This window comes from Serratia sp. HNCC26DJ206, from assembly GCF_057180605.1.
Genome location: NZ_JBXUGP010000014.1, coordinates 1 through 22,451, shown reverse-complemented (window position 1 = coordinate 22,451; position 22,451 = coordinate 1). Strand labels below are relative to the sequence as shown.

Here is a 22,451-nt window from a genome sequence, read left to right as displayed (position 1 = left end):
TACATGGACAGTAAACTGCTTGAGTACTATAACCGTGAGCTGCTCTATCTGCGCGAAATGGGCGCAGAGTTCGCCGAAAGCTACCCGAAAGTGGCGGGCCGCCTGGGGATGCAGGGGATTGATGTTGGCGATCCTTACGTTGAGCGCCTGATGGAAGGCTTTGCCTTTCTCACTTCGCGCATTCAACTGAAGATGGACGCCGAGTTCCCGCGTTTCTCGCAGCGGATGCTGGAGGTGATTTACCCCAATTACCTTTCGCCAACCCCGTCAATGGCGGTGGCCGAGCTGCACCCGGACGGCCGCAAGGGCAACATTAACGCCGGTTTCCTGGTGCCACGCGGTACGGTGATGACCTGCGACACCTTCAGGAAAAACGGGGTGGTCTGCAAGTACCGCACCGCCCACGACGTGATGCTTTATCCGCTCAGCATCAGCCAGGTTTCGTTGGGGGCGTTGCCCGCCGATATCGTCAGCACCGCCAAGTTCAACCGCAATGCCAGCCGCCATGCGCTGCACATCCGCCTGCGGCTGGACGATAACGTCACCTTTGACAGCCTGAGCCTGGATAAGCTGATGTTCTACCTCAGTGGTCAGGATCTGGAAGCCATGCAACTGCTGGAACTGCTGATGCAGCACACCACCGGGATTATCTGCCAGCCGGTGGGGGCGGTTCCCCAGCAGCGCCACTATCTGCCGAAAGAGCGGCTGAATCATGAAGGGTTCGACGCCGATCAGGCGCTATTACCCGACGATCTGCGCAACTTCGACGGTTATCGCCTGCTGCAAGAGTATTTTGCCTTTCCCGCCCGTTTCCGCTTTTTCAGCATTTCTGGGCTGGCCGCGCTGTTTGGCGCGGGCAAAACGCAGAATGTCAGCGTGCGGGAGTTTGAGATCGTTCTGCTGCTGGATAAAGAAGTCCCGTCGTTGGCCAAGCGCGTTGACGCCAGCCACCTTTCGCTGCACTGCACGCCGGTGATCAACCTGTTCCCCAAGGTGGCGGAGCGCATCACGCTGAATGACAAAACTAACGAATACCATCTGGTGGTGGATAATATTCAGCCGCTGGATTTTGAGGTGTTCTCCGTACAGCGGCTGTGGGGCACCCCGGCCAACAGCCAGCATGAGCAGGAGTTCCGGCCATTTTATTGCACCCAGGGGCGCGACGGGCAGAACTACGGTGCCTATTTCTCCCTGCGCCGTTCACCTCGCCCGCCTTCGGTACAAAGCCAGCGCCAGGGGACACGCAGCAGCTATCCCGGATCGGAGGTGTTTCTGTCGCTGGTCGATGCCTATCACACCCCTTGGCGCAACGATCTGGAGTACATCACGGCAGAAGTGCTGGTCACCAATCGCGATCTGCCCCTGTTGCTGCAACGGCAGGAGGCGCTCTCTTTTGTGGTGGCCGACTCGATCCCGCTGCGTCAGGTGACGTTGAAAACGCCGCTGTCACCGCCGCGAGAAGCCCTGGCGGAAGGCCGCATCTCCTGGGGGTTGATCAGCCAGTTGCAGTTGGATTATCTCAACCTGATGGAAGGGGATGATGAGCAGGGCGCACGGGCGCTCAGGGAGCTGCTGACGCTGTACGCCAAGCTGGATGAACCGCAGATTACCAAGGAGATCAAAGGGGTGCAGCACTGCCGCCTGTCGCCTGCTTATCACCGTGCGCCAGCACCTGGGCCGATCGTGTTTTCACGCGGCGTCGCCATTGCGCTGACCATCGATGAACAGGCGTTTTCCGGCAATACGCCTTACCTGCTCGGCTGCGTGCTGGAACGCTTGTTCAGCCGCATGGTGACGATGAACACCTTTGTGACTACCTCATTGAGCACCCCGCAGCGCGGTAAGATCGCCCAGTGGACGCCACGGATTGGCAGGAGAACCCTGATTTGAACACTCGCAGCAATCAGCGCCTGCCGGAGGATTTCTGGACCTCGCTCACCGAGCACCCGTATGAGCACGATCTGTTTCAGATCCTGCGGCGTCTTGACGCGCAGGGCGGGCTCGACTGGCCTCTCGGGCGCGCACCGCATCCGCGCCAGGAACCGATCCGCCTGGGGCAGCAGCCTTCGCTGTCGTTTGCGCCCTCCACGCTGGCCAGCGCCGGGCCAGCCAATAATTCGCCGTCATACCAGTTGTTGATCTACAGCTTCGGGCTGTTCGGCCCTAACGGCCCGCTGCCGCTGCATTTTACCGAATATGTACGCGAACGTTATCTGCACAATCAGGATCGGACGCTGCTCGACTTTATCAACCTGTTCCACCATCGCCTGATCCTGCTGTTTTATCGCGCCTGGGCCAACAGCCAGCCTACCGTTTCGCTCGATCGCGAAGACGATCAGTCCTTTACCCGCTACCTCTCCTCGTTGGTGGGCCTGGGCGTGGATACGCTACGCCCACGGGACAGCCTGCCCACCCACGCCAAATATTATATGGCGGGGCATTTGGTGCGGCAGGGGCGCGATGCGGAAGGGCTGGCCAAGATCCTGCGTTACTACTTCCAGGTGCCGGTGCGCATCATCGAGAACATTCCCGTGTGGTTGGCCATCGCCCCGGAACAGCAGACGCAACTGGGGGCGGGCCAGGCGCTGCAACTGGGGCGCGATGCGTTTCTTGGCCGTGCCGTGCGCGATGTTCAGCACAAGTTCCGCATTGAGCTGGGGCCGATGTCGCTGGCGGAGTATCACAGTTTTATGCCCGGCGGCCCGCAGGCGATCGCGCTGCGCGACTGGGTGCGGCACTACGTCGGCATCGAATATATCTGGGATGTGCGCCTGATCCTGCGCAAGGAGGAAATCAGCAGAGCAACGCTGAGCGGCGGGCAGCGCCTTGGGTTGAGTAGCTGGTTACGTGATGCGGAAGGCGACAACGATGCGGGCGATCTGATTTTTTCACCCGAGCCGCTCGAAGGTCAGTATTGCCATTAACATTCGTTAAAACAAATCATTAAGGTGTAAGCATGAGAGAGATCAGCCGCGCAGTTCTGTTTGGCAAATTAAACGGCCTGTTACTCAGCAGCCTGGAAAATGCCACCTCATTTTGCAAACTCAGGGGCAACCCCTATGTGGAACTGACCCACTGGATCCATCAGTTGTTACAGCATCCAGACGGCGACTGGCAGCAGATTATCCGCCACTTCGGCATCAATGCGGGCAAGCTGGGTGAGGATGTGGTCGCCGCCATTGACCGGCTGCCGCGTGGTGCCAGCTCGGTGTCGGATCTGTCGGAACATATCGACAGCGCCGTTGAACGTTCGTGGATCTACAGTTCGCTAAAATTCGGTGCCCAGCAGATCCGCGGCGGCCATCTGCTGTTGGGGATGCTCAACACCACCAATCTGCATAATCAGCTGTTGGCGATTTCGCCCTGCTTCAAGCAAATTAGCAGCGAAAATTTGCAGCAGCAGTTTGAGGCGATCCTGGTCTCTTCTTCTGAAACCGCGATGGCCGCCGCGCAGAGCAGCAGTGCTTCGGCATCACCCCGCAGCGGTGAAAGCATGCTCGAGCAATACGGCAGCAACCTGACGGAAAAAGCGCGCCGTGGTGAGCTGGATCCGGTCACCGGGCGTGACGAAGAGATCCGGCAAATCGTTGATATCCTGATGCGCCGCCGGCAGAACAACCCGTTGCTGACCGGCGAGGCAGGCGTGGGGAAAACTGCGGTGGTGGAAGGGCTGGCGGCCTATATCGCCGCGGGCGATGTACCGCCGAAGTTGCGGGACGTTACGCTGTATCAGCTGGATATGGGGATGTTGCAGGCTGGTGCAGGTGCCAAGGGCGAGTTTGAACAGCGCCTGCGCGCGGTGATTGACGAGGTGCAGTCCAGCCCGTCGCCGATCATCCTGTTCGTTGATGAAATCCATACCCTGATCGGCGCAGGCGGCGCGCAGGGCACCGGTGATGCGGCCAACCTGCTGAAACCCGCTCTGGCCCGTGGTCAGTTGCGCACTATCGGGGCCACCACCTGGTCGGAATATAAAAAGTACATCGAAAAAGATCCGGCTCTGACCCGTCGCTTTCAGGTGGTGCAGGTACTTGAGCCTGATGAGAATAAGGCGGTGCTGATGCTGCGCCATTTGCGCCACACGCTCGAGAAACACCACCAGATCATCCTGCTGGATGAAGCGGTAGAAGCGGCGGTGCGCCTCTCCCACCGTTATATTCCTGACCGCCAATTGCCAGATAAAGCCATCAGCCTGCTGGATACCGCCTGCGCCAGGGTGGCGGTCAGCCAGCACGCCGAGCCGGGCCGGGTGGAAAGCTGCCGCCGCCATATCGAAGCGCTGGAAACCGAACTGGAGGTCGCGGTGCGCGATGTGCGCATCGGGGCCGGTGACGCGCAGCGCCCGGATCAGATCCGGCAGCAGTTGGAGCAGGCCCGGCAGCAGTTGGCCGCTCTGAACGCCCGCTGGAACGACGAGCGGGTGCTGGTGAATGAGATTATTGAACTGCGCGCCAAACTCTATCGCCCTGGCGAGGTGGCCGATCAAGAAGCCGAGGACGCGTTGCGCTCCGATCTCAATGAACTACAGCAACAGCTGGCTGTTTTGCAAGGGGACGATCCGCTGCTGTTTTCCTCGGTGGATGCCAACACCATCGCCTCGGTGGTGGCCGACTGGACCGGCATTCCGCTGGGCCGCATGATGAAAAATGAAGTGGAAGCGGTGCTCAAGCTGGCGGACAGCTTAAACGAGCGAGTGATTGGCCAGAAACACGGTCTGGAACTGATCGCCCGCCGCCTGATTACCTCGCGCGCCAGCCTGGATGATCCGAACAAGCCGATCGGGGTATTTATGCTGTGCGGCCCTTCCGGCGTGGGCAAAACCGAAACCGCCCACGCGCTGGCAGAAAATTTCTACGGCGGGGAGCGCAACGTTATCACCATCAATATGAGTGAGTTTCAGGAACCCCACACCGTCTCTACCCTGAAAGGCGCGCCTCCGGGCTACGTGGGCTACGGCGAAGGGGGCGTGTTGACCGAGGCGGTGCGCCGCCGCCCGTACAGCGTGATCCTGCTCGATGAGATCGAGAAAGCGCACTCCGACGTGCATGAAATCTTCTATCAGGTGTTCGATAAAGGCTGGATGGAGGATGGTGAAGGGCAGCGCATCGATTTCCGTAACACCATCATCATTCTCACTTCCAACGTAGGCAGCGAGGTGGTGAACGCGCTGTGCGCCGATCCGGCCCTGCTGCCGGAATGCGAACAGCTCACCGCTGCGCTGCGCGATACCCTGCTGCGGGCGTTCCCTGCCGCGCTGCTCGGCCGGTTGAATGTGATCCCTTACTACCCGCTGAGCGATGCGGTGTTGGGGGATATCGTGAAGCTACAGTTGGAGCGGATCCGCAAGCGCCTGCTGGAAAGCCACCATATGACCTGCTCGTTTGATGATGAGGTGATCCAGCAGATCGTCAACCGCTGTACCGAAGTGGAGTCCGGCGGGCGAATGGTGGATACCATTCTGACCAATACCCTGCTGCCGCAGATCAGCCACCGTTTGCTGACCGCCAGTACCGAGTTGCAGCAGTTCCGCCACCTGCATATCAGCTATGCCGAGAAGGCCTTTGCCTATGACTTCCGTGCGTAACCCAGCGGAGAACGGACCGTGCTGACAGCCTATACAGGGGCAGCCACGGAGGTGTTCGGGTGCGGCGCTCAGGCGCTGCCTCCGGGCTATCGCTTTGCGCAGTTGGAAATTCAGCAGGTGATCGGCGAAGGTGGCTTCAGCATTGTTTATCGGGCCTTCGACCATCGGCAACAACGTGTTGTCGCCGTTAAGGAATATATTCCCACCGCGATCGCGATGCGCAACGATGATGGCTTGGTGATGCCGCGTAACCCTTTCCTGCTGCCGACGTTTAACGCCGGGCGGGATTACTTTCGCCAAGAGGCAAAAATACTCGGCAGCCTTGCTCACCCCTGTATACCGCCGCTGCTGGATTTCTGGCAGGAGAATGGCACCGCTTACATCAGTACGCCGCTGTACGGCGGCACCACCCTGAAAAAACGCTACGCGCAGAACCCTGCGATGGTGACCGAAGTTTGGCTCAAAACGTTACTCGCTTCGCTGCTGCATACCGTGGCGGCGGTGCATCAGCAGGGCTGCCTGCATCGGGATATTTCATGGGACAACATACAGGTTGAGGAGCACCATCAGCCGATTTTGCTGGATTTCGGCTCCGCCTGCTTCCTGGCAGCGGATGGCGCGAAAAAGACCAACATCGTGTTAAAACCCGGCTTCTCCCCGGCGGAACTCTATTGCAACACCGGAGGATATGCCCACGGCCCCTGGTCTGATATCTATTCCATTGGCGCGCTGGTGTCTACGCTCATCACCGGCCGCCTGCCGCCGGTCAGCCTGACGCGCTGTATTGAAGACATCTATCAACCCTTGGCACAGCGTCAACTGCCCGGCTATTCCCAGCCGTTTTTACAGGCCATCGACGGTGCGCTGGCGGTTAATCCGGTCGATCGGCCTCCAGATATCGCTGCCTTTGCCCGGTTATTGGCTATTGATCTGCGCAGAGAGGCTATTTAACCACCGCGTCGAAAGAACTGATGGACCCGTAATCATTCACAAAGCTGCCGCTAACCTTGTTGCCTGGCTGGGCTGGCAGAGCTAATACCTGCGTGGAATAGGGGGCCATTAGGGTCCCTTCGAGCTTTTTACCATTGACCGACATGTTTACGAAAGAGACGTAATACGGCGTAGGGTTGTTGGCCTGCACGCGGCGGCCCTGAGTGCTCCAGATCACCGCTTTGACAGCACTATTGGCATCGCCTGGTAAACCTGCCGGGCGATAGAACAGTTTTATACGGTTACGGAAGGCTATTTGCGGGCGTTTAGCGTCGGCTTCTACCTGGCCCTTGGGCGGAACTTCCAGCACGTTCAGCCAGAACAGCGACTCTCTGTTCATCGGCAGGTGGTTACCGGTGTAGTTGATGCGCAACATCTGGCTTTTACCCGGCTCGAGCTGGTTCATGGGCGGACTTAAAAAGAAAGGCGCTTTGCTGTCGGCCGGTCTGGCGTAAGCATCGCCGTCATCGATCCAGTTTTGTAGCAGTACGGAGGATGAGCCAACGTTTTGGACGCGGAGATTGACGTCTTTGGCATCCGACAGATAAATCACACGGGTACCGTTAAGCAAGATGTCGGCCGTGGCAGCGGTACTGAACAGGGCAACCATGGCAAAAGTACAAGCCTGACGAATATTGGGCGAAAAAAGTGACATAGAACACTCCTGACTCAGATGCAGGGATACACAGACTGGCTATTGAATAGCATAGACGATGTTGAATGTGGCAAAGCTACGGTGAAGGGGTATTTGCCCCCGTAAAGGGGGCGATTGAAGAGGCTGAATATACCCTTCATACTTCAAGTTGCTTGGGTGTTGGCTGCCTTCGTTCACCCTAGTCACATAGTTATCTATGCTCCTAGGGCTTCACTCCGTTGCCGCCTACAAGCAACTCGAATTATTTTGGGTATAGGTGGGGGATTACTCGCCTTTTAGGGGAACCATTAACCCAGTTTTTGCTGCGCCCAGGCCAAACCACTTTGGTATTCGGCTGGCAGCAAGGGTGCCAAGGCTTGCAATGCCTGCTGTAACGAGGCGGCATTAGGATCGTTAAGGTTCAGGTGCCCAACCTTGCGGCCTGCGCGGACCTCTTTCTCATACCAGTGCAGATGCACCAGCGGCAGAGCCAGCCATGGCAGATTCACCGCGGTGCCAATCAGGTTGACCATCACCGACGGCGTATTCACCACCGGCGTGGGCAGCGGCAGGTCAAGAATGGCACGTAAGTGCAATTCGAATTGGCTGATCGACGCGCCATTTTGCGTCCAGTGCCCGCTGTTGTGCACCCGCGGTGCCAGTTCGTTGATCAACAGGCGATCGCCGACGATAAAGCACTCCATCGCCATCACGCCAACGTAGTTCAATTCATTCAAAATAGCCGACAGCATCTGCTCTGCCTGCTGCTGCAACGCCGGGTTTGGCTGCGGCAGAACCACGCTGGTACGCAGAATACCCTCTTCATGCAGATTGTGGGTCAACGGGTAGAACACCGACTGGCCATCATGACCGCGCGCGCCCACTAAAGACACTTCGCCAGAGAAATTGATCCCTTGCTCAACAATACATCCGCCGTAGGCATCGGCCGGTAATTCGCTTTCCTGGCCCGGGCGTAAACGCCACTGCCCACGGCCGTCGTAACCGCCGACGCGGCGTTTGACGATCGCAAGTTCGCCCAAATTCGCGAACACCTGTGGCCATTGATCGCGGCTGGCCAGCAGTTGCCACGGGGCGGTGGCCAGATTAAGTTGATCGAGCAGCTGTTTTTGCGTCAGGCGATCGGCCAAGCGTGGGAAAATATCGCGGTTGACGAAGTTGCTGTGGGTGGCGAGTTCACGCGTTAGCGCAGTTTCCGGCCAGCGTTCTATCTCGGCGGTGATCACGCTGTTCTGATAGGGCACCGCTTCTGGCTCGGCGTCGATGCCCACCGGATAAACCGTAATCCCCAGAGGTTCGCCAGCCTGGCGCAGCATGCGCCCCAGTTGGCCGTTACCCAGTACGCAAACCGGCTTCATGCTTCCTCCCGCGGGTCTGGGTTATTCAGCACATCGTCAGTTTGCGCCTGACGCCAGGCAGCCAAGCGCTGTGCCAGCGCCGTGTCGTGCAGCGCCAGAATTTGTGCCGCCAACAGGCCAGCATTTGCCGCACCGGCTTTACCAATCGCCAGCGTGCCGACGGGAATACCGCGCGGCATCTGCACAATCGAATACAGGCTGTCGACACCGCTCAACGCGGCGCTTTGCACCGGAACACCCAGCACCGGAACCAGCGTTTTCGCTGCCAGCATGCCCGGCAGGTGCGCTGCACCACCGGCACCGGCGATGATCACGTCAAAACCGATCGCGCTTGCGTGTTCGGCAAAGCTGAACAGTTTATCTGGCGTGCGATGGGCGGAGACGACTTCGACATGGAACGGGACTTCGAGCATAGTCAGAACTTCGGCCGCAAACTGCATGGTGGCCCAGTCACTTTTTGATCCCATTACAATTGCGATTTTAACCTCAGCATTGGTGGCTGAAGCAGCGTTGGCTCCCATGTGGATATGGCTCCTGTCGTTGTACAGAGGTCGGCCCGGCAGGCCGGATGAGGGCGTAGAGCATATCATGAGTGTATGGCGAGGAAAACGGTTGCGTCGTTGGTTTTTGCTGCCAAAAGCGCTCTATTGTCAGAAAGGGAATGCGATCAGTTCAACGGCTTCTGGCGTCACTTTAATCATGGAACCTTCCACGTGCCAGGCCCCTAGCACTGCACGCTGGGCGTTGCCGGTACTCAGCATAAGCGGGTGGATCGCCGGGCGATGGGTGTGCCCGTGGATCAGCCAGTGCACGTTGCTGTGCAGCATCGCTTGCTCAACGGCCTGCGGGTTGACGTCCATGATCGCTTCAGATTTGTACTTATTGGTCTGTTGGCTGCGTGCACGCATTTTGGCGGCGATCTTCAAACGCCAGCGCAACGGCAGAGCCAAGAACAGTTTCTGGATCCAGGTGTTATGCACTTTACGGCGGAATTCTTGATAGGCCTGATCGTCGGTACACAAAGTATCGCCGTGCATGATCAGGATTCTGCGGCCATACAGATCGATCACCTGCTGTTCCGGCAGCAGGGTCATGCCGCTGGCCTGGGCAAAACGCTCGCCGAGCAGAAAATCGCGATTACCGTGAATAAAATAGCAGGGGGTGCCAGCCAATTGCAGCGCGTTTAACGCGGCGGCGATCTCAGCGTGCAACGGCTCAGGGTCGTCGTCACCAATCCAGGCTTCGAACAGATCGCCCAGAATGTATAACGCGTCGGCGTGAACGGCTTCACGCTGCAAAAAACGCAGAAAACCGGCAGTGATTGCCGGTTCCTGTGCGCATAAATGCAAGTCTGCGATAAACAGCGTGCTCATGCGGCGACGATTACTCGCTGATGGTGACGCTGGTGATCACTACATCTTCCACCGGCACGTCCTGGTGCATGCCGCTGCGGCCGGTTTTTACGCCTTTGATTTTGTCGACCACGTCCAGGCCTTCAGCCACTTCGGCGAACACGCAATAACCCCAACCCTGGGCATTTTCGGCACGGAAGTTCAGGAAGTCGTTATCAACCACGTTGATAAAGAACTGTGCGGTAGCAGAGTGTGGATCGTTAGTGCGCGCCATCGCCAAGGTGCCACGGGTGTTTTTCAGGCCGTTGTTGGCTTCGTTTTTGATGGTTGCTTTGGTGTCTTTCTGACGCATGCCAGCTTCAAAACCACCGCCCTGCACCATGAAACCATTAATCACCCGGTGGAAGATGGTGTTGTCGTAGAAACCTTCACGGCAGTAACTCAGGAAGTTTTCAACGGTGACCGGCGCTTGCTCAGCGAAAGTTTTGATAACGATGTCGCCGTGATTGGTGTGGAAAGTAACCATAGTTTAGTCCTAGCAATGAAGTGATGTGTCATATATACCCAAAATAATTCGAGTTGCTTGTAGGCGGCAACTGAACGAAGCCCCAGGAGCTTACTCAAGTAAGTGACTGGGGTGAGTGAAGGCAGTCAACACCCAAGCAACTTGAAGTATGACGGGTATAGAGACGTGAGCGATCAGACCGGCTTTATAACATATCTCAATTAATCAGTCAGCAGCTTGCCGCTTGCCCCGTGGGCGGAACTCTGATTTTCTGCCGCTGAAATCAGCAATCCTTGGGCTTAACCTTGCATTAGCTCAGCTTTTCGGGTTTCAATACGTTGATTAACCCGATCAACATTGCACACCACGGAATGCCCTGATGCTAAAGATCTTCAATACCCTGAGTCGTCAAAAAGAGGAATTCAAGCCTATTCATGCCGGTAAAGTGGGCATGTACGTGTGCGGGGTAACCATTTATGACCTGTGTCACATCGGCCACGGGCGTACCTTTGTGGCTTTTGACGTGGTGGCGCGCTACCTGCGTTATCTCGGTTATTCGCTCAACCACGTGCGTAACGTCACCGACGTAGACGATAAAATTATCCGCCGCGCCGCAGAGAACGGCGAAACCTGCGATCAACTGACCACGCGGATGCTGGCAGAGATGCATGCGGATTTTGATTCGCTGCTGATCGAGCGCCCGGATCTGGAACCGCGCGCTACGCACCATATTCACGAAATTATCGAGATCACCCAGCGTTTGATCGCGCGCGATCACGCGTATGTCGCCAGCAACGGCGATGTGATGTTCTCTATCGACAGCGATCCAGACTACGGCTTGCTGTCGCGCCAGGATCTGGAACAGTTGCAGGCCGGTGCGCGTGTGGAAGTGGACGAGGTGAAACGCAACCCAATGGACTTTGTGCTGTGGAAAATGTCCAAACCGGGCGAACCAAGCTGGGAATCCCCATGGGGCGCTGGCCGCCCAGGCTGGCACATTGAGTGCTCGGCGATGAATGGCAAACAGCTTGGCACCCATTTCGATATTCACGGTGGCGGTTCCGATCTGATGTTCCCGCACCATGAGAACGAGATTGCGCAGTCCAGCTGTGCGCATGACGGCCCGTACGTCAATTACTGGATGCACTCCGGTATGGTGATGATCGATAAAGAGAAGATGTCCAAATCATTGAACAACTTCTTCACCATTCGCGACGTGCTGGCCTATTACGATGCGGAAACCGTGCGTTACTTCCTGATGTCTGGCCACTATCGCAGCCAGCTGAACTACAGCGAAGATAACCTGAAGCAGGCGCGTGCTTCGCTCGAACGTTTATACACCGCACTACGCGGCACCGATGTTAATGCGCAGCCAGCCGGCGGTGAAGCCTTTGAAGCCCGCTTCCGCGAAGCGATGGACGATGACTTCAATACGCCAGAAGCCTATTCAGCGCTGTTTGATCTGGCGCGCGAAGTGAACCGCCTGAAGAGCGAAGATTTGGCGGCGGCGAACGGGCTGGCGGCAGAACTGCGTAAGTTGGCGAAGGTGTTGGGCCTGCTGCAACAGGATCCTGAACAGTTCCTGCAAAGCGGTGCGCAAACGGATGACGCTGAAGTGGCCGAAATTGAAGCGCTTATCAAGCAGCGTAAAGATGCACGCCTTGCCAAAGATTGGGCAATGGCCGATGCGGCGCGCGATCGTTTGAATGAGATGAACATCGTGCTGGAAGATGGCCCGCAGGGGACAACCTGGCGCCGTAAGTAGCATTAGCAGCAAGATAATTAAAAAGCCGGGGAGCGCGAGCCACCCGGCTTTCTTTTTGCTGCTTGAACGATCAGGCTTTAACCGTGACGTTCATGCCTTTATAGCTGACCTTCTGGCCATCAACGATCTTGCAGCGCTTACGCGTTTCTACTTGGCCGTTAACTTTAACGTGCCCTTCGGCGATCGCCTCTTTGGCGGCACCACCGCTCTCACACCAGCCCTGAAACTTCAGCAGATCGCACAGCTCGACGTGAGGGTGATTTTCCAGATTAAAAATTTCCATACTGCCTTAACTTATTTAGGTTGAACGTCGTGATATTCCTCGCAGGCTTGCAAGGTATTTTGGATCAGTGTAGCCACGGTCATGGGGCCAACGCCACCCGGAACCGGGGTAATGTAGGACGCGCGCTGGCTTGCGGCTTCAAAATCCACGTCGCCGACCACTTTACCACTTTCCAGGCGGTTGATGCCGACATCGATCACGATCGCACCGGGTTTGATCCACTCACCGGGAATAAAGCCCGGCTTACCGACGGCGACGATCAGCAGATCGGCATGTTCGATATGATGGCGCAGGTTTTTGGTGAAACGATGGGTGACAGTGGTAGTGCAACCAGCCAGTAACAGCTCCATGCTCATCGGGCGGCCAACGATGTTGGAAGCGCCAACCACTACGGCGTTCAGGCCATAAGCATCGATGTTATAGCGCTCCAGCAGCGTGACAATGCCGCGTGGGGTGCAAGGGCGCAGCTTCGGCGCGCGCTGGCACAAGCGGCCAACGTTGTAAGGGTGGAAACCGTCCACGTCCTTATCGGGATGGATGCGTTCCAGCACTTTGACATTATCGATCCCGGCGGGCAGGGGGAGCTGCACCAGGATGCCGTCAATTTCGCCGTCGGCATTCAGCTTATCGATCAACGCCAGCAGTTCAGGTTCGGTGGTGGTGGCGGGCAGATCGTAAGAACGGGAGATAAAGCCCACTTCTTCGCAGGCTTTGCGTTTGCTGGCGACATAAATCTGCGAGGCCGGATTCTCACCAACCAGCACCACCGCCAAGCCCGGAGCACGTTTGCCTGCTGCCAGACGTTGTTTAACTTGCTCAGCCACTTCGTTTCTAACCTGCTGCGCAATCGTTTTACCATCAATAATCTTTGCTGACATCAGTGAGGAAATCCATCATTTAAGAAAAGCGGGGGAATGTGACTATTTTGTCAGAAGAGAGGCGCGCTGTCAGGCGTTGAATCAGCGTTATGCCGAGAATAGGCCGACGATTGCGTTACGATTTATAATTTTTTTATATCAACAGAGTGATCCTCTACGCTTCTTTTATCTTCTCTGCCTTACCCTTTTCTCTAGCACCCCAGGGTATTTCGTTGTGCCGCAGCGTTACGGAGCCTGAATCATGATGACCATTACTCGGCTTTATCCATTGCATCGACCCATTGAGCATCAGCAGGATGAACAACGGCATATTGGTGAAACGGTATTTGATTCGTCACTGCATCCGGCGCCGGTGGCGTTGTTGCAGATGCTGCATCAGCTAGGCAAAGCGAAGCCGGAGCGCCCTTCCTGGAGTTGGCGCGTGGTGCAATGGTACAGAAAGGGCCGATTTTGACTCTTGTACGGCGCTCCGCGTGATAACAGGGATTAGCGCAGGCATATCATTGCGTTAGGCGGGATCTTTCTATTTTGTGTGCGAAAAATCACCATAAAGTACGCCAGCCGCTGCCACATCATGAAAAGGCATTGACTCGCTAACCTCTGACCGTATAATCCAACTCCGCAACCTCGGTTGCCGCATCCGCATTTCAATGCGCCCTTAGCTCAGTTGGATAGAGCAACGGCCTTCTAAGCCGTAGGTCACAGGTTCGAGCCCTGTAGGGCGTACCATTAAGAATCATATAGTTACCTCTATTTTTCATTTGCTACATTTTCCAAAAGTGCCAGATTAGTGACATCGCCCGCCAAGACTTCGTCAATTTTTCTCACATGTTCGGTTAAATGAGAAGGGGAGAGGTGCGCGTAGCGTTGAACCATTTCTATGCTTTCCCATCCACTCATTTCTTGCAAAGCAGAAAGCGGTACACCTGCCTGAACCAGCCAGCTTGCCCACATATGTCGCAGATCATGAAATCGGAAGTCTGTTATCCCTGCGCGACGCTTTCCTGTATTCCACGCAGAATTATCATCAACCCTCAATTTCCTAATTGCCGCGGTGATCCCCCTCTTTTATTTTTCTAGCCTTGGTGTGAACAAAAAAAGCGGGAGTGCCGCCTCATCTGATCCCGCAGTACCTTGCAAGCTGTGTTGTTGAGTGCCACACCAATTGCCTTTCCCGCCTTTGCATCCTCCGGATGAATCCACGCTACCTTTCTCTGCATATCGACCTGCGACCATTCCAGATTGATTATGTTGGAACGCCGCAGGCCGGTAGCTAGGGAAAAAACGACGATATGGCGAAAGCTATCTGGCATGGACTTAATTAGCGTTGTGACCTCTTCCTTCGTCAGCCATCGAACGCGCTTGCTTATCGGCTTTCTCACTTTTATCACTGGAACTTTACGCAACCATTTCCATTCATTAGCGGCTATTTTTAGCAACCCCCGTATAAATGAAAGGTGCTGACTGCGCGTAGCAGCCAGCACCCTGTAGCCATCCATCCCCGGCAACATCACATTCTTAACTTTTCAACGGTGCTTCAACATCTGAATAGAGCTGCACGGCATCCGGCAGACGTTGACCCTGGATAGTGATGGCATCCAGTGAGCGGGTGAGCTCGGTCATCTCTGCGGCAGTCAGCGACACGCCGGTAGCCGCTGTGTTTAGCAGCATATGGTCTTTATTGGTGGTGCCAGGGATGGGGACTATCCAGGATTTACGGGCCAGGAGCCATGCCAGCGCAATCTGGCCCGGTGCGGCATTTTTTCTTATTGCCCAGGATTTCAGTAGCTCAACCAGTTGTAAGTTGTGTGGAAGGTTGTCAGGCGAGAAGCGTGTTTCTGTCGCGCGGAAATCACCGGCAGCGAACCGGGTATTCTCACCAATCCAGCCTGTTAAAAACTGCACGCCGAGTGGACTCCATGGCACAAACCCAATTCCCAGCTCTTCACATACAGGGAGCACATGTTTTTCAGGGCCGCGCCAGAGCATGGAGTATTCACTTTGTACGGCAGTGATGGGTAATGCCGCATGGGCGCGTCTCAGCGTGTTGATGCCCATTTCAGACAGACCCCAGTGCAGGACTTTCCCTTGATCCATTAAATCTTTAACCACACCGGCGACATCTTCGATCGGGATCTGTGGATCGACCCGGTGTTGATACAGTAAATCGATACGATCGGTACGCAGGCGTTTGAGCATATTTTCGACGACCTGTCTGATATGCTCCGGTCTGCTGTTAAGGCCCGGCAGGCGCTTACCTGTCTCCTGATCAATGTTCCAGCCAAACTTAGTGGCGATAACGATTTTGTCCCTGAATGGGGCGACGCCTTCCCCGAGAATTTTTTCTACTTCAAAGGGGCCGTAGGCTTCAGCAGCGTCGAAGAATGTCACACCTTCATCAAATGCCCGGTGGATAACATTGACCATCTCGGGACGCCAGGGAACAGACGTGTCGTATTTGCGACTCATGTTCTGCACGCCCAGACCGACGGCTGAGACTTCCAGCTTCCCAAGTTTACGCTTGCCCGGAGCCGCAGGGCGTTGGCTGGTTTGTCTGGATGAATCGCCCCGAGAGGATTGGCTCGCCGCCGATACGTGTGGAATCAGCGAGGCGGCGGCAATACCCGCCCCGGTGACTAATAGCTTGCGTCGCTCTGGCATTGTTGGGGCATTCTGGCTTTTCATTGATCGCTCCTTTTCTCAGAAAATTGACCATGAATCTCATCTAAGCGAGAACATTCTACCTACTGATTACCAACATAAAGCTGACGGTTACCTGACAGCGTTGTCAGAAACACTTATCCATCCCAGTCCGTTTCCTGAAAAAAATGTTATTTTCCTGTCACGATGCTGACAACCCTCGCCCCCTAATCTGAGACTGCAAATTTGATTCTGCGAGCTTGCATAACCAGGCTGACACTCAGCGGGAGAAACCATGAAATTCACGCTTATAAGTGCAATGCGACTCACGGCAAACCGGCTAATCGTATCGAGGATAAATTACCTTTTGCCTTATATCGACAGGGCTACGAGTACTACTGGAAAACCCACGCACATCCGAACTCAACGTTTAAATACATCACAAGCAGCTTGTTAGATTTGATGAGCTTTGACGTGACGGACCATATCAATCTCATCAATAAACCACTGCTGATGATTGCCAGTACTAAAGCGGATACGCTCTATATGACTGAAGATGCGTTCGCTAAAGCCACCGGCACGAAGGACAAAGAACTCTTACTGATCGATGGTGCTACTCATATCAAGACGTATTGGGTTCCTAAATACGTTTACTAGGCAATGCAAAAATCAGACGTCTTCTTTGATAAGAATATTTAAACCGTATCCGTCGATAATCCCTGCGGGGTATCGGCTTATCCCGTACTTATTTGCTCAGATTAACGAAGATGTGATGAAAGATAATTACGCTCATTAAATAGGCGCTATGAATGAAATTCATAAACCGAAACGGGGGACGTTAGCTGATGATTATTTTTTTATTTGGAGGGGCAGCGCCATCAGGGCACTGGCTGCCGTAAACAACGCAATTATCCAGCCCATCGTCCCCCTTTGTGAGGATCCCCCTGGGGCTGCTAGCGGGTTACTGGAGCATCATCATCATGTCCAAATCAAGGAGATGAAGGTGCCCCACAACTTGTTTCATGCTAAAGAGGAAAAAACAGTGATAAGAAAAGCGTTAGTGAATACGGCTCTGCTGGCGGGGTTGTCTGCCCTGTCGCTGCCGTCATGGGCAGTGATTGTGTGGCATTCTGATACGGTGTGAGCCAATCAGGGGATGTGCGTGGCAACCTTCACCCTGGATGGAGGTGGGAGCGACGGCAACATATCCAACTGTGGAATTAAAGCCGGTGTGGCATCAACACAGGGTGCCGTCAGCCCAATCAATTCATGAACTGCGTTAACGGGCAATCAACCTTATAAACCAGGGAATATAAACATTAACAGAATAGCCGCTGTCGTTGCCGCGGGTATAAGGAAAGGTATTTGTCACGTCGAAGGGGAGTCCCATATTTTGATGACAGGCTTTTGTGTTTTCACGTTGATTTTCAATCGATTGTTTGGTCTATTACCCCGTGGTTGAAAGTATCGAGCCATTGTTCATCACTGTGTCATAAGACAGGGAATTTTATGTTTGGGGTCTAGCAACCTCAGATGCTGAAAGTTCGTGTTAACCTCTGGCTGTGTGTACAGACTCATCCAATCAGGCGTGGGTTACCTCAGGTCAGTCATGTTGCTCCGCTTTAGAGTGGCGAATTACACCTCCGCTAGGCTGATGTTGCATTGGGATTAAGGACGCGGGCGTCACGCTCGAATTTTATGGAGAAAAAAGATGAGTGAACTGTCCACCGCGCTATTTTTCGACCACAGTCACCACAAATTAGCGGTCCGCGGCAACAATGCTCAAATAGATGTGCTGGGATTTACCGGTGAGGACGCGCTGAGCGCCCCGTTCCGTTACGCTATCCAGTTCACCAGCCGCGACAAGGCCATCGCCCCGGACACTATGCTGATGCAGGACGCCGCCTTCACCCTGCAGGCCCCGGTGATGGAGGCCTTTGGTGTGTCCGTCCAACAACCTCAGCGGGTGATTCAAGGGGTGGTCACCGGCTTCAAGCGCCTCTCTACCTCGCGCGACGAAAGCCACTACGAAGTCTGCCTGCAACCGCGCCTGGCGTTGCTGTCGCGCAGCCATCAGAATGCGATTTATCAGGACATCTCGGTGCCGGGCATTGTGGAGAAAATCCTGCGTGAGCGCCACGACATGCGCGGGCAGGATTTTGTCTTCACGCTGGCTCATGAGTATCCGCGCCGCGAACAGGTGATGCAGTATGGTGAAGATGACCTGACCTTTATCTCACGCCTGCTGGCCGAGGTGGGTATCTGGTTCCGCTTTACCGCCGACCCGAAGCTCAATATCGACGTGGTGGAGTTTTACGACGACCAGCGGCATTACCAACAGGGGATGATGTTGCAGGCGGTGCCGCCTTCCGGTATGCACGACAGCGGCGCGGACTCGGTCTGGGACCTGTCCAGCGCCCATCAGGTGGTGGAGAAATCGGTCAGCACCCACGATTACAACTACCGCACCGCCACCGCCGACCTGAGCAGCCAAGTGGATGTGACCCGGGGTGACGCCACCACCTACGGGGAGGCCTATCATTACGCCGACAATTATCTGACCGCAGGCAGCGAAGGGCGTGACCCGGAGCCGGAAAGCGGGGCCTTTTATGCCCGTCTGCGCCATGAGCGCTACCTGAACGCCCAGGCCCGGTTCACCGGCGTGGCCAACACCGCAACATTGGTGCCAGGTGTAGAGCTAAAGGTGACGGGCAGTTATGCCCCTGCTGCGTTTGCCCAGGGCGTGGTTATCGTGCGTACCACCAGTTCAGCACGGCGCGACCGCAGTTATGAAGTGGCGTTTGAGGCCATCCCTTATTCCGAGGATTACGGTTTCCGCCCGGCGTTGCTCCCCAAACCCAAGATGGCAGGCACGCTACCGGCACGGGTGACCAGCACCACCGCCAATGATATCTACGGCCATATCGACAAAGACGGACGTTACCGGGTGAACATGCTGTTCGACCGAGACAGTTGGGAGCCGGGTTATGAAAGCCTGTGGGTGCGGCAGGCCCGTCCGTATGCGGGAGACGTCTATGGACTCCATCTTCCACTTTTGGCAGGAACGGAAGTGGCGATTGCGTACGAAGATGGCAATCCGGACCGCCCTTACATCGCGCACGTTCTGCATGATTCGGCGCACGTTGACCATGTGACCATCCGCAACTACAAGCGCAACGTGCTGCGCACTCCGGCCAACAACAAACTCAGGCTGGACGACACGAGAAATCAGGAGCATATCAAGCTCAGTACCGAGTACGGTGGCAAGAGCCAACTGAACCTGGGGCACCTGGTAGACAGCGAGAAGCAGCAGCGCGGTGAAGGGTTTGAGCTGCGCACCGACCTGTTTGGGGCCATCCGGGCGGAGAAAGGCATCTTCATGAGCGCCGATGGGCAGGCGAAGGCACAAGGGAAAGTGCTGGAGATGCAACCGGCGCTGGACGCTCTGCAGCAGGCGCTGGGGCTGGCCACATCACTCAGTAACGCGGTACAGACTGCCCAGGCAGAACTGGCTGAAATCCAGGCGCAGAAAGCGCTGTTGGAATCTTCGCTCAAAGACCTTCAGCAGTCCGTGTTGTTAATGAGTGCCCCGGCGGGGATTGCGCAAGTCTCGCCGCAGAGCATTCAAATCAGCACCGGCAGCAATTTTATCCAGACATCGGCGGAGAACAGTGATTTCAGCGTCTTCAAGAAATTTACTGTGGCGGCTGGTGAAATCATCAGCCTGTTTGCGAAAACCCTGGGCATAAAAATGTATGCCAACAAAGGCAAGGTCGACATTCAGGCGCAGGGCGATGCTATGGCGCTCACCTCACTCAAGGACATGAAAATCATCAGTAAAGATGATGAGGTGTATATTCAGGCCAGTAAAAAAATCACCCTGGCCTGCGGGCAGACCGCCCTGGTGATTGAAAGCTCCGGGGTGACGCTCCTCTCGCCGGGTGAGGTCAACATCAAGTGTGCCAGCCTGAACCAACTGGGGGCGCAGAGTTATCAGGCATCCCCGCCAACGTTACCGCCTGAAGCGAAATGTGTTGAGCAGGCCATGTGATGGAGGTGCCGATGGAAATGCAGAATGCTCAGGGTGATACCCTGATAGAGAGGTTGGAAAAGCAACAGGGGGAGTACCGCTATTTGTTGCTGGACCCACTGAAAACCGTTTCAGATATCAACCCTCTGTACTTGCCTACATTACGCAGCGTGCTGGGTGAGCGTGCCGTCATTCCGGTGCTGCGCCGCGATTTGGCGTATTCCCCCCAGCATTGTCCGCAGCTCGTTTTACTGGCCTCGCCGGGTGAGCGTTGTGATTTTTCGTGGCTTGCGGGCTCGGAGGAATATGCCCGCAGTGAGGCGTGGCATGAAAAACGTTACCTGTGTGCCTGGTTATGCAGCACGCTGCCTCCAGTGCAACTGGCAAATGCTCTTGCAGAGCAGTGCAATCAACTGACAGATCACAGTTTTATTCCGTTGTTTGAACCCCTACGCTTTGAACTGTTGCAGGCCATGAGCTCACAAGAGCAACTGGCAGGTATTGTCTGGCCTGTAAGCCACTGGTGGTACGTGAAGACTTCAGGCGATATCACCTGTCAGGCTGGAGAAGCCCGTGAAGAGCGCTGGAGTTTGAATTGGGGTATTGAAAAAGTACAGCAGGAAATCCGGTCTATCTGGCAACTCCTGTTTGCCTGGCAACGGGTTAATCCTGCTTTACCTGATGATGCGGGTATGCGGGCGGCAAATGCCTGGCAGGAAACCGCCAAAACCGGGCTTACCGATCATGACGATCGCCATTTTCTAGCCCTGAATCGCCTGACATTATCTGTGGATATCGAACAGCATCCCGCCATCAGGCGCTTGTTACAGCAGGCGATTGGTGATCCGGCTCAGCGTTTCACGCAGCTTTTAAACGAGTTACCGGACGCCGTCTGGCAGGAACTGGAAAATACGACAACGCTGCAACAGTACAATGATAAAGGAATAGACCGCCATGGGGCTTAAAGATCAGGTCAGCCAGAACGCTGCGGCCAGCCAGCAGGCAACATCCACCCCATCCGGTTGTAAGGCCTGTCAGCGCAGTGGCTTGCCAATATTTCCGCTACGCGTGGCGGCGGTGCCGAAAGCGCTGCTGAATTCCAACTGGAAACCTGCCGTTCCTAAACAGGATGCGGAGCTTACCGGGGGGGAGTTCAAGTACGTCCTGCGTACCCTGCGTATGGGGTATCTGTATGTACTGCTGGATAAAACTGTGTGGCAGGGCTACGAGGTCACAGCGGAAGGTTATCTGCGCCAGTTCAACCCGTTGGCGATGCCGGAAGGCAACACCGTTAAGCCGCTGAGTCAGGCTTGTCTGACGCATGGGCACGAGATCGCGGCCAGCTTTATCAACATCGATGACAAAAAATATCACCAGGCGTGGTTGGCGTTCAGTAGCGATCCGTGGAATGCAGACGTTCTGGATGAGTATAGAAGCGGCAAACGCCCTGTAACGCGCTTTACACAGATTTCCCTGGCTGCACTGAGAGCCAACCCGGCCAGCGTGCCAGAGGCGTTGGCACTGGATCCATCGCTTTCTGCGCTGAAAGCCAATGTGGCGGAATTTGCTACCAAACTTTTTTCGAATACGGAGAAAGTGGCCGGTGAACCTCTGGGCGGCGCACACGGTTTTTATCCACGTCTGGATAGCGAGATGGCCTTGGGGATACGCATTTCCCAACTGAACATGAAATATCATTGCCAAATAGCTGCTATTGCACTCGAAGATCCGGTCGGCATCGTTCAGGAACTGAATAATAGCCGTATGCAAATAGTGGAAGCCGGACAGTTGTATAACGAAACGCCGGGGGTGTTACACAAATCGCTGATCTCCCGAGCTATTGAGGGGTATATGAACAGCCTGAAAAAGGCGATAGAAGATAACAGTCAGCCTCGTTATCAAGCCCCTACCGATATGCCTACTGTCTGGGGGGGCCAAGTCATCCCTAAGGAGCAGGTAGCTCAAGAAACCTGGGCTGAGCAATACACCCGCTTGCAGAAAAGCTATAACGAAAAAGCCAGAGCCTCTTTTGCGACCAATTATGAAGGGCGAATGAAACGCTGGCAGGAAAGGATTGAGGCAATAGGTAAAGACCTGGCGGCGTGGTACCAGTCTTTATTGTGGTTGGCAGTCATAAGGCATGACTATTCGCCTGAAACGAGCGCGGCAAGTTGGGCTGCGCAGTTTGCCACGGTAACCTCCTGCCTTCAGGGAGGTTCACAGGAGCAAGCGATGAATGCCGTGTGGGATGGGTGGCTAAAAACTGCCGACTCTCCTGCATATATTGGATTTATGGGGCCGACTCCCACCATGTTGGGGACAGTTTTTGGAGGTACCAGCGGTTATTCTTATCTGAAGTCGGGTTTTGGTTCTGATGAATACGGTGAATATCTGAAGACCCCGGCCTTTCAGGT

General features: G+C 55.4%; 18 protein-coding genes, 1 tRNA gene and 2 pseudogenes. 12 read left to right on the top strand and 9 right to left on the bottom strand.

Annotated features, from left to right (window positions below; all coding sequences use genetic code 11):
* The first annotated feature begins 3 nt into the window (after positions 1–3).
* From tssF to AC2A1E_RS11000, 4 genes are read left to right on the top strand one after another with little or no spacing between them, the layout of a single operon-like run.
* The gene (tssF, locus tag AC2A1E_RS11015; RefSeq protein ID WP_484383780.1) at positions 4–1,890 is read left to right on the top strand and encodes a type VI secretion system baseplate subunit TssF; all 1,887 of its coding nucleotides are present in this window, start codon (positions 4–6) and stop codon (positions 1,888–1,890) included.
* Positions 1,887–2,924 (top strand): type VI secretion system baseplate subunit TssG, encoded by a 1,038-nt coding sequence (gene tssG, locus AC2A1E_RS11010; RefSeq protein WP_484383779.1) that lies wholly within the window; start codon positions 1,887–1,889, stop codon positions 2,922–2,924. Before tssF ends, tssG begins: the two co-directional genes overlap by 4 nt.
* A 32-nt stretch (positions 2,925–2,956) precedes the next feature.
* Positions 2,957–5,584 (top strand): type VI secretion system ATPase TssH, encoded by a 2,628-nt coding sequence (gene tssH / locus AC2A1E_RS11005; protein WP_484383778.1) that lies wholly within the window; start codon positions 2,957–2,959, stop codon positions 5,582–5,584.
* A gap of 18 nt (positions 5,585–5,602) precedes the next feature.
* Positions 5,603–6,535 carry a serine/threonine protein kinase gene (locus tag AC2A1E_RS11000; RefSeq protein ID WP_484383777.1) on the top strand — a complete coding sequence of 311 codons (933 nt, stop codon included), beginning with the start codon at positions 5,603–5,605 and terminating at the stop codon, positions 6,533–6,535.
* On the opposite strand, the gene AC2A1E_RS10995 is transcribed toward AC2A1E_RS11000, so the two are convergent.
* From AC2A1E_RS10995 to ppiB, 5 genes are all read right to left on the bottom strand, one after another.
* A complete protein-coding gene (locus AC2A1E_RS10995) occupies positions 6,528–7,229 on the bottom strand; it encodes a fimbrial biogenesis chaperone (protein WP_484383776.1) in 702 nt (233 codons plus the stop codon). The two genes, AC2A1E_RS11000 and AC2A1E_RS10995, sit on opposite strands and share 8 nt — an antisense overlap.
* A 287-nt stretch (positions 7,230–7,516) precedes the next feature.
* Positions 7,517–8,584 (bottom strand): 5-(carboxyamino)imidazole ribonucleotide synthase, encoded by a 1,068-nt coding sequence (gene purK, locus AC2A1E_RS10990; protein WP_484383775.1) that lies wholly within the window; start codon positions 8,582–8,584, stop codon positions 7,517–7,519.
* Positions 8,581–9,105, bottom strand: a complete 525-nt coding sequence (gene purE / locus AC2A1E_RS10985) for a 5-(carboxyamino)imidazole ribonucleotide mutase (RefSeq protein ID WP_484383774.1) — start codon at positions 9,103–9,105, stop codon at positions 8,581–8,583. Before purE ends, purK begins: the two co-directional genes overlap by 4 nt.
* Positions 9,106–9,234: 129 nt before the next feature.
* Complete coding sequence (locus AC2A1E_RS10980; protein ID WP_484383773.1) at positions 9,235–9,957, bottom strand: UDP-2,3-diacylglucosamine diphosphatase; 723 nt, start codon at positions 9,955–9,957, stop codon at positions 9,235–9,237.
* Positions 9,958–9,967: 10 nt separating this feature from the next.
* Entirely contained in the window at positions 9,968–10,462 is a 495-nt protein-coding gene (gene ppiB, locus AC2A1E_RS10975) for a peptidylprolyl isomerase B (RefSeq protein ID WP_484383772.1), read from the bottom strand.
* A gap of 358 nt (positions 10,463–10,820) precedes the next feature.
* Here ppiB and cysS point away from each other — a divergent pair, with 358 nt between their 5' ends.
* Positions 10,821–12,206 carry a cysteine--tRNA ligase gene (cysS, locus tag AC2A1E_RS10970; RefSeq protein ID WP_484383771.1) on the top strand — a complete coding sequence of 462 codons (1,386 nt, stop codon included), beginning with the start codon at positions 10,821–10,823 and terminating at the stop codon, positions 12,204–12,206.
* A gap of 70 nt (positions 12,207–12,276) precedes the next feature.
* Here cysS and ybcJ read toward each other — a convergent pair whose 3' ends face one another.
* Complete coding sequence (gene ybcJ, locus AC2A1E_RS10965; protein ID WP_024913949.1) at positions 12,277–12,489, bottom strand: ribosome-associated protein YbcJ; 213 nt, start codon at positions 12,487–12,489, stop codon at positions 12,277–12,279.
* A gap of 11 nt (positions 12,490–12,500) precedes the next feature.
* Positions 12,501–13,367: a bifunctional methylenetetrahydrofolate dehydrogenase/methenyltetrahydrofolate cyclohydrolase FolD gene (gene folD / locus AC2A1E_RS10960; RefSeq protein ID WP_484383770.1), complete on the bottom strand. Its 867-nt coding sequence runs from the start codon at positions 13,365–13,367 to the stop codon at positions 12,501–12,503.
* 241 nt (positions 13,368–13,608) lie between these two features.
* Here folD and AC2A1E_RS10955 point away from each other — a divergent pair, with 241 nt between their 5' ends.
* Positions 13,609–13,821 carry a hypothetical protein gene (locus AC2A1E_RS10955; protein ID WP_484383769.1) on the top strand — a complete coding sequence of 71 codons (213 nt, stop codon included), beginning with the start codon at positions 13,609–13,611 and terminating at the stop codon, positions 13,819–13,821.
* Positions 13,822–14,019: 198 nt separating this feature from the next.
* Positions 14,020–14,096 (top strand) — tRNA-Arg (locus AC2A1E_RS10950).
* A 21-nt stretch (positions 14,097–14,117) separates the two neighbouring features.
* Here AC2A1E_RS10950 and AC2A1E_RS10945 read toward each other — a convergent pair.
* Positions 14,118–14,851 (bottom strand): annotated as a pseudogene (locus AC2A1E_RS10945) (tyrosine-type recombinase/integrase); the annotation flags it as partial.
* Between the two features lie 34 nt (positions 14,852–14,885).
* Positions 14,886–16,052, bottom strand: coding sequence for an aldo/keto reductase (locus AC2A1E_RS10940; protein WP_484383768.1), 1,167 nt, complete (start codon positions 16,050–16,052; stop codon positions 14,886–14,888).
* Between the two features lie 312 nt (positions 16,053–16,364).
* Between AC2A1E_RS10940 and AC2A1E_RS10935 the strand changes: the two are divergent.
* The 5 genes and pseudogenes from AC2A1E_RS10935 to AC2A1E_RS10915 all read left to right on the top strand — a co-directional run.
* Positions 16,365–16,664, top strand: a pseudogene (locus AC2A1E_RS10935) (alpha/beta hydrolase); the annotation flags it as partial.
* Positions 16,665–16,812: 148 nt separating this feature from the next.
* Complete coding sequence (locus AC2A1E_RS10930) at positions 16,813–17,151, top strand: hypothetical protein (RefSeq protein ID WP_484383767.1); 339 nt, start codon at positions 16,813–16,815, stop codon at positions 17,149–17,151.
* Between the two features lie 567 nt (positions 17,152–17,718).
* Positions 17,719–20,058, top strand: a complete 2,340-nt coding sequence (locus tag AC2A1E_RS10925; protein ID WP_484383766.1) for a type VI secretion system Vgr family protein — start codon at positions 17,719–17,721, stop codon at positions 20,056–20,058.
* A gap of 11 nt (positions 20,059–20,069) precedes the next feature.
* Positions 20,070–21,002 (top strand): hypothetical protein, encoded by a 933-nt coding sequence (locus AC2A1E_RS10920; RefSeq protein WP_484383765.1) that lies wholly within the window; start codon positions 20,070–20,072, stop codon positions 21,000–21,002.
* Positions 20,992–22,451: T6SS effector BTH_I2691 family protein (locus AC2A1E_RS10915; protein WP_484383764.1), on the top strand; the 1,460-nt coding region annotated here is incomplete at its 3' end. The genes AC2A1E_RS10920 and AC2A1E_RS10915, both read left to right, overlap by 11 nt.